Genomic DNA, 6404 nt, shown 5'->3' on the forward strand with positions numbered 1-6404 from the left:
CATGAGTATCGATCTCCGTTGCACCATCCGGGCCGGGGCGGACGAGGCGTGGGATTACCTCGCCTCGCCGGGAGCCTTCCTCAGAATCTCCCCGCCGTTCATGTCGCTGCGCCCGGTGCGCCAGGCCGATTCCCTACGGGACGGTGAGGCGGTGCTCGAGCCGAGGTCCGCGCTCCCCGGGCCACTGGGGGTCCGGTTCGGACCGCGGTGGGTCGCCCGGCACGACCCCGGCGGGTACGTCGAGGGCGAGCGGTTCGTGGACCGCTGCGTCTCCCAGCCCTACGCGGGGCTGACGGGGTGGGTCCACGAGCACACCGTCACCCCGGGCCCGGAGGGCACCACCGTGCTGGGCGACCGGGTCCGCGCCCGCGTCCCGGGCCCCCTCCTCTCGCCGGTCTTCGCCTATCGCTACCGCCAGATGGCCCTCGACCTCGACCGGGTCCGGCACCTCGCGGGCCCGGAAGGGCGGCGCACCCTGACCGTCGCGGTCACCGGTGCGTCGGGCCTGGTGGGCACCGCCCTGTGTGCCCTCCTCGGCGTCGCCGGGCACCGCGTGATCCGGCTCGTCCGGGGCGCGGCGAGCGGGGCCGACGAACGCCGATGGGATACCGGAGACCCGGATCCGTCACTCCTCGACGGCGTGGACGTGCTGGTGCACCTGGCAGGTGCCTCCATCGCGGGCCGGTTCACCGACCGGCACCTGGCCGCGGTCCGCGACAGCCGGATCGGGCCAACCCGGAGACTCGCCGAGCTCGTCGCCGCGCGGGATGGTGCCACGGCGATGGTGTCCTCCTCCGCCATCGGCTACTACGGCGCTGACCGCGGTGACCGGACCCTCACCGAGGAGACCGGTCCGGGTTCCGGCCCCCTGGCAGAGATCGTGGCCGAATGGGAGGCGGCCTGCGAGCCCGCCCGCCGATCACACGCCCGCGTGGTCACCATGCGCACCGGCCTCGTCCTGTCCGGAGCGGGCGGCCTGTTGCCTCCCCTGGCCGCCATCACCCGGACGGGCCTCGGCGGGCGATTGGGTTCAGGGCGGCAGTGGATGTCCTGGATCGCGCTCGACGACCTCACCGACATCTACCTCCGGGCCATCGTCGACCCCACTCTGGTCGGAACCGTCAACGCCGTGGCGCCGCAGCCGGTCACCAATTCGCAGTTCACCCGTGCCCTGGGGTCGGTGCTCCACCGTCCCACGGTGGTGCCGGTCCCCGGGTTCGCACCCGGCCTGCTGCTGGGCAGTCGGGGGTCGGAGGAACTCGCGCTGGCGGATCAGAAGGTCGACCCGGTGGTGCTCCGCGATCTCGACCACCCGTTCCGCTATCCTGCCCTCGGGGCCGCGCTGGCCCATGAACTGGGCGGGGAGAAGGTGCCCACCTCGCTCTGACGTAGGCCCTCAGCGCTGCAGGATCATCGGGACCAGGACCCGCCGCGCCAACTCCCGGATCTCCTCCTCGGTCTCGAGGACCGGCGGTCCGTCCGGCATCACCGCGATGGAGTGGAGGAAGCGACCGACGACGCTCCCGACCTCGCGGGAGAGGGTGTCGAACTCATCCGCGTCCATCGGGCGGGTGTGCACATCGGCGTTCCAGGTGCTCCGGATGAACTCGGCGACGATCTCGGTGATGGCGTCGAGGACCGAGTCGGACTGTCCGGCGAGCATCGCCATGGCCTCGAGTTTGTCCACCTCGACGATGCGTTGGAGGATCTCGCTTCTCCGGATGTCGAAGACGGTGCCGACGAGAAGGTCCTCGACGTGTCTGACGGGGTCCCACTCGAGAGACTCGAACGGGGTGAACCGCCCGATGACCGACATCATCAGGCGTTGCGCCTCGTGGGCGTACAGGGCACGGAGGATCTGTTCGCGCGGACCGAGGCGGCGGTACAGGGTCACCCTCGTGACCCCGGCCGCCCGGGCGATGTCATCGGTGCTCGCGCCCTTGATCCCGCGCTCGGCGATGACCTCGGCCGCCGCCTCGATCAGACGGATGTCCTCCTCGTCGGGTGGCTGGGCGCCACCGCGTCCACTGTTACGTGCCACATGGGCATGCTACTTCCAGTGGTCGTGGCGGCGCCCGGGACCCAGCCGGATCCGCTCAGGGACGGTCGCGACCGGTCTCGTCGATCGGGTATCCGCCCTGGTGCAGATCGGTGTCGAGCCCCGCGGCGGGGTCGATACCGGTGGGCTGACCCGGCTGCGCGCCCTGCGGGCCGGACAGGGCGGGCGTGTCGTCGGGAGCAGCCCCGCCCTCGGACTCCGGCACCATGTCGAACACGCCGGGCTTGGGCTTGGCCTTGCGCGGCTCCTCGTCCATGACCGAGGTCGTCCCCTTGGCGGCGGCCTCCGCGGCGGCCACGGAGCGGGCGATCTCCGGGTCGGTGGACGTGTCGAACCACTCATCGGGCGCCGACGGCAGATCCGCATCCGTGTCCACGTCCGCGGGCTCGTAGCGGAACACCCCGTCGTCGTCCTTCTTGGCCACGGCCTTGGCGAAGTTCTCGAGCGAATCACCGAACTGCGACGGGATCATCCACATCGTCGCGGCGTCGCCCTTGGCCATCTCCGGCAGATTCTGCACGTACTGGTAGGCGAGCATCTCCGGGGTGGGCTTCGAGGCCTTGACCGCCGCGTTGACGCGGGCGATGGCCGCGGCCTGACCCTCGGCCACGAGGTACCGGGCGGCCCGCTCACCCTGGGCCCGCAGCATCCGCGATTGGCGGTCGGCCTCGGCGGACAGGATCGCGGCCTGCTTGTTGCCCTCGGCGTCGAGGATGGCGGCCTGCTTGGCGCCCTGCGCGGTGGTGATCGCGGCTTCGCGCTGGCCCTCGGCGGTGAGGATGGTCGCGCGCTTCTCGCGGTCCGCACGCATCTGCTTCTCCATCGAGTCCTGGATGGAGGGCGGCGGATCGATCGACCGCAGCTCGACCCGGGCCACGCGAAGGCCCCAGCGACCGGTCTCCGAATCCAGCACCCCGCGAAGCTGCTTGTTGATCATGTCGCGGCTGGTCAGGGTCTGCTCGAGGGTCAGGCCACCCACGACGTTGCGCAGGGTCGTGGTGGCGAGCTGCTCGACGGCGATGATGTAGTTGTTGATCTCGTAGACGGCCGACTTCGGGTCGGTGACCTGGAAGTAGACGACGGTGTCGATGCTCAACGTGAGGTTGTCCTCGGTGATCATCGACTGGGGCGGGAAGGTCACGACCCGCTCGCGCAGGTCCACCTTCGCGCGAACGCGGTCGATGAACGGGATGATCAGCGTGAGCTGACCGCTCGCGGTTCGTTGGTAGCGGCCGAGACGCTCGATGACGGCGGCCTCCGCCTGGGGAATGAGCTTCACAGAACTCACCACCACCGAGGCGATCAAGATGACGATGACGGCGAGGAAGATTAAGCCTTCCATGGTCCCTCCAATTGTGTCGTGCTGTCGGCTGTGTGTCTGACCCGCGTGCTCTAGATTCCACGCACGACGATCGCCGTGGCTCCGTCGATCTCATGCACGAGGACCTTGTCCCCGGCGTCGAACGTCTCGCCCTCGATGAGCGGGCGCGCCGTCCACGTATCACCGGCGATCTCCACCAGGCCGCCGGACGGCCCGATCGACTCGACCACGGTGCCGTCGCGTCCGGTCAGCGCAGCGGTATTGGTGTCGTGCTCGGGGAGCGCGGCCAGCATGCGGCGGCGGACGACGGGGCGGACACCCGCGACGAGGATGATCGAGACGAGGGCGAACGCCAGGGCCTGTCCCCACAGCGGGGCGCCGAGCGCGGCCGCTGCCGCGCCACCGAGCGCGCCTCCGGCGAGCATGATGAGGAAGAGTTCGCCCCCCGCCGCCTCACCGGCGGCGAGCAACACCGCTACTGCGAGCCAGACAAGTCCTCCATGCATGCCTACGACCCTACCGACATCCGCCGTTCCGCAGGTGGGACGACGACTCGTGGGCGGACTACGCTGAATCGACGTGTCGACTCTCAAGAAGTTCGCGTGGTTGTCGGTGGCCACGTCGATCGTCACCATCGCGCTGAAGATGGCGGCCTGGTGGGTGACCGGGTCGGTCGGCCTGCTCTCGGACGCCGCCGAGTCGGTGGTCAACCTGGTGGCCTCGGTGGTGGCGCTGATCGCCATCACCGTCGCGGAGCGGCCGGCAGACGATGACCACCAGTACGGCCACTCCAAGGCCGAGTACTTCTCCGCCGGGGTCGAGGGCGCGATGATCTTCGTCGCCTCGACGTTCATCCTCTACACGGGCGTCGAGCGGCTCATCAACCCGGTTCCGATCGAGTCACTCGGGTTGGGTCTCGCGATCTCGGTCGTGGCCGCGGTGGTCAACGGCGTCGTGGGCACCCTGTTGATCCGGGCAGGGATACGGCATCGGTCACCCACCCTGAAGGCTGACGGCAAACACCTGATGACCGACGTCGTGACCTCGGTCGGTGTGGTGATCGGCGTGGCCCTGGTGTGGATCACCGGGTGGGAGTTCCTCGATCCGATCGTGGCGATCGCGGTGGGGCTCAACATCCTGTTCATCGGGTACAAGCTGGTCCACGAATCCGGCATGGGGCTGATGGACGCGACACTGCCCGACGAGGACAACCAGGCGATCCAGGAGGTACTGGACAGGCATCGACAGCCCGGCCGGGTCGACTTCCACGAGCTGAGGACACGCGAATCCGGCAGGTGGAGGTTCGTCGAGTTCCACGCGCTCGTACCCGGTGACTGGAGTGTGGATCAGGGCCACGACCTCGTCGAGACGGTCGAGCAGGAGATCCACGCCGCGCTTCCGCACTCCCACATCACCACCCACCTCGAGCCGATAGAGGACGAGCGTGCCTACAACGACGTGAGGTTGTAGCGGTGGGGCACCCCATCATGTTCGACGACGCCGATCCGCTGCTCGCCCGGGTCCGTCGCATCTGCCTGGGCCTTCCGGATGCTGCGGAGAAGATCTCGCACGGGCGACCCAACTGGTACACGAGTAGGGTTTTCGCCACCTACGGCGGCGCCGTGAAGGGCGAGCACGCGGGGTCTCGACTCGATCGCGCCCTGCTGTTCCTCCCCGATCCCGAAGATCTGCCGGCCCTCGACCTGGACGAGCGCTTCGTGGTGCCCGCCTATGTGGGGGTCCGGGGATGGCGGGCGTTCCCACTGGACCGGCCCGGGTCGGGAGCGGGGCATCCCGGCCCTGTGGACTGGGACGAGGTCGCCGAGTTGATCGAATCCTCGTATCGGCAACTCGCCGGCGCCGGGAGGGTCGCCAGACTGGACGCCCTGCGGCGCCAGGCAGGCCGGCGCGATCACTAGGCGGGTTATCGCACGCTCCACTGCGAGGCCACGTCATCGATGAGCAGGGCGATGTGGAGCATGCTGGTGAGCAGCGAACCGTAGACCGGCCAGGAGTCCCGGGGCAGTCGGCCGTCCTCGGACATGGAGTGCGTCAACCCGATCAGCCTGTCGTGGATGGAGTCCATCTCGGCGTCGGGATCGGCGATCGCCCGGCCGGCGTCCCGCGCGATGGAGGCCCACTCGGTACGGAAGCGCTCGTCCCACGGACCCTCGGCGTAGGTGGCCTCGTGGAGGGTCCGGATCAGGTGCCTCATGTGCGAGACGGCCTCATCGACGCGGCGCAGCACCTCCGTGTAGTCGACGCCGTCGCTGACTTGACGTGCGCCACCGAGGCGTCGCCGGATCAGACGGGGGTTCGAGCGTCGGCTCTCGCGGGCGAAGTTGACAGTGCCCCATGCCGTCTCGAGTTCATCGGACACCGACTCGATCTCGCGACGCCACGCGTCGGCGGCATCGGTCTCCCATGAGGTGGAGAACTCATCGGCCATGTCAACGAGGATGTCGCCGATCCGGCGGTCGATGCTGTCGACGTGATTGGACGCCTGCTGATCGCGCACCGGGGGGATGATCAGCAGATTGACCAGTACCCCGATCCCCACCCCGAGGGCGACCTCGATGATGCGGTCCAGCAGGAGGGGCTGCTGATCGGAGAACCCGCTGGAGAGCACGAACACCGCCGTGGTGGCGATCGCGACCCCCTCGTCCCTGATCCACGTGATCCGGGCCCCGGCCAGACCCACGAACATCGCCAGCGCGAAGGTCCACACACTGACGCCCAGGTAGAAGCCGATGAGGAAGGACATCCCGACACCGATCGCGGACGCCACCGTCGTCTGTACTCCGCGGGACAGCGACCGGTGGACAGTGGCGTGCACGGTGAGCAGCGCGGTCCAGGGCGCCAGGAACGGCAGAGGCGAGTTGAGGACGTGGGCGGAGAGCCACCATGCGGCGGTGGCGGCCACCACGCTCTTGATGATCTGAATGAGGTCGGTCGTGACGTCGGGCCGCCCCACCAGTTCACGAAGTCGTCGCATACAGGGAATTGTGGCTCTTCGCATCTGAG

The 6404-nt window shown here is 68.9% G+C and carries 7 protein-coding genes; 3 read left to right on the forward strand and 4 right to left on the reverse strand.

The window, feature by feature from the left end:
* The first annotated feature begins 1 nt into the window (after position 1).
* Positions 2 to 1387 carry a TIGR01777 family oxidoreductase gene (locus H483_RS32090; RefSeq protein ID WP_017837437.1) on the forward strand — a complete coding sequence of 462 codons (1386 nt, stop codon included), beginning with the start codon at positions 2 to 4 and terminating at the stop codon, positions 1385 to 1387.
* A 9-nt stretch (positions 1388 to 1396) separates the two neighbouring features.
* Here the strand turns inward: H483_RS32090 and H483_RS32095 are convergent, their stop codons facing one another.
* The 3 genes from H483_RS32095 to H483_RS32105 are packed head-to-tail and all read right to left on the reverse strand — an operon-like array spanning position 1397 to position 3886.
* Positions 1397 to 2041 (reverse strand): TetR/AcrR family transcriptional regulator, encoded by a 645-nt coding sequence (locus tag H483_RS32095; RefSeq protein ID WP_017837438.1) that lies wholly within the window; start codon positions 2039 to 2041, stop codon positions 1397 to 1399.
* 55 nt (positions 2042 to 2096) lie between these two features.
* Positions 2097 to 3401 (reverse strand): SPFH domain-containing protein, encoded by a 1305-nt coding sequence (locus H483_RS32100; RefSeq protein WP_017837439.1) that lies wholly within the window; start codon positions 3399 to 3401, stop codon positions 2097 to 2099.
* 50 nt (positions 3402 to 3451) lie between these two features.
* The gene (locus tag H483_RS32105) at positions 3452 to 3886 is read right to left on the reverse strand and encodes an NfeD family protein (protein ID WP_031264989.1); all 435 of its coding nucleotides are present in this window, start codon (positions 3884 to 3886) and stop codon (positions 3452 to 3454) included.
* Positions 3887 to 3959: 73 nt separating this feature from the next.
* Here H483_RS32105 and H483_RS32110 point away from each other — a divergent pair, with 73 nt between their 5' ends.
* Both H483_RS32110 and H483_RS32115 read left to right on the forward strand, forming a co-directional pair.
* Positions 3960 to 4850 carry a cation diffusion facilitator family transporter gene (locus tag H483_RS32110; RefSeq protein WP_017837441.1) on the forward strand — a complete coding sequence of 297 codons (891 nt, stop codon included), beginning with the start codon at positions 3960 to 3962 and terminating at the stop codon, positions 4848 to 4850.
* 2 nt (positions 4851 to 4852) lie between these two features.
* Positions 4853 to 5299 carry an MmcQ/YjbR family DNA-binding protein gene (locus H483_RS32115; RefSeq protein ID WP_017837442.1) on the forward strand — a complete coding sequence of 149 codons (447 nt, stop codon included), beginning with the start codon at positions 4853 to 4855 and terminating at the stop codon, positions 5297 to 5299.
* Positions 5300 to 5304: 5 nt separating this feature from the next.
* Here the strand turns inward: H483_RS32115 and H483_RS32120 are convergent, their stop codons facing one another.
* A complete protein-coding gene (locus tag H483_RS32120) occupies positions 5305 to 6375 on the reverse strand; it encodes an aromatic acid exporter family protein (RefSeq protein WP_017837443.1) in 1071 nt (356 codons plus the stop codon).
* Positions 6376 to 6404 lie beyond the last annotated feature (29 nt).

It is taken from the genome of Dietzia sp. UCD-THP, assembly GCF_000349585.1.
GTDB classification, from domain to species: Bacteria; Actinomycetota; Actinomycetes; order Mycobacteriales; family Mycobacteriaceae; genus Dietzia; species Dietzia natronolimnaea_A.

Coding starts and splice junctions, on each gene's coding strand:
- H483_RS32105 (WP_031264989.1), bottom strand. CDS start 3,886: ATGCATGGAGGACTTGTCTGGCTCGCAGTAGCGGTGTTGCTCGCCGCC.
- H483_RS32090 (WP_017837437.1), top strand. CDS start 2: ATGAGTATCGATCTCCGTTGCACCATCCGGGCCGGGGCGGACGAGGCG.
- H483_RS32120 (WP_017837443.1), bottom strand. CDS start 6,375: ATGCGACGACTTCGTGAACTGGTGGGGCGGCCCGACGTCACGACCGAC.
- H483_RS32100 (WP_017837439.1), bottom strand. CDS start 3,401: ATGGAAGGCTTAATCTTCCTCGCCGTCATCGTCATCTTGATCGCCTCG.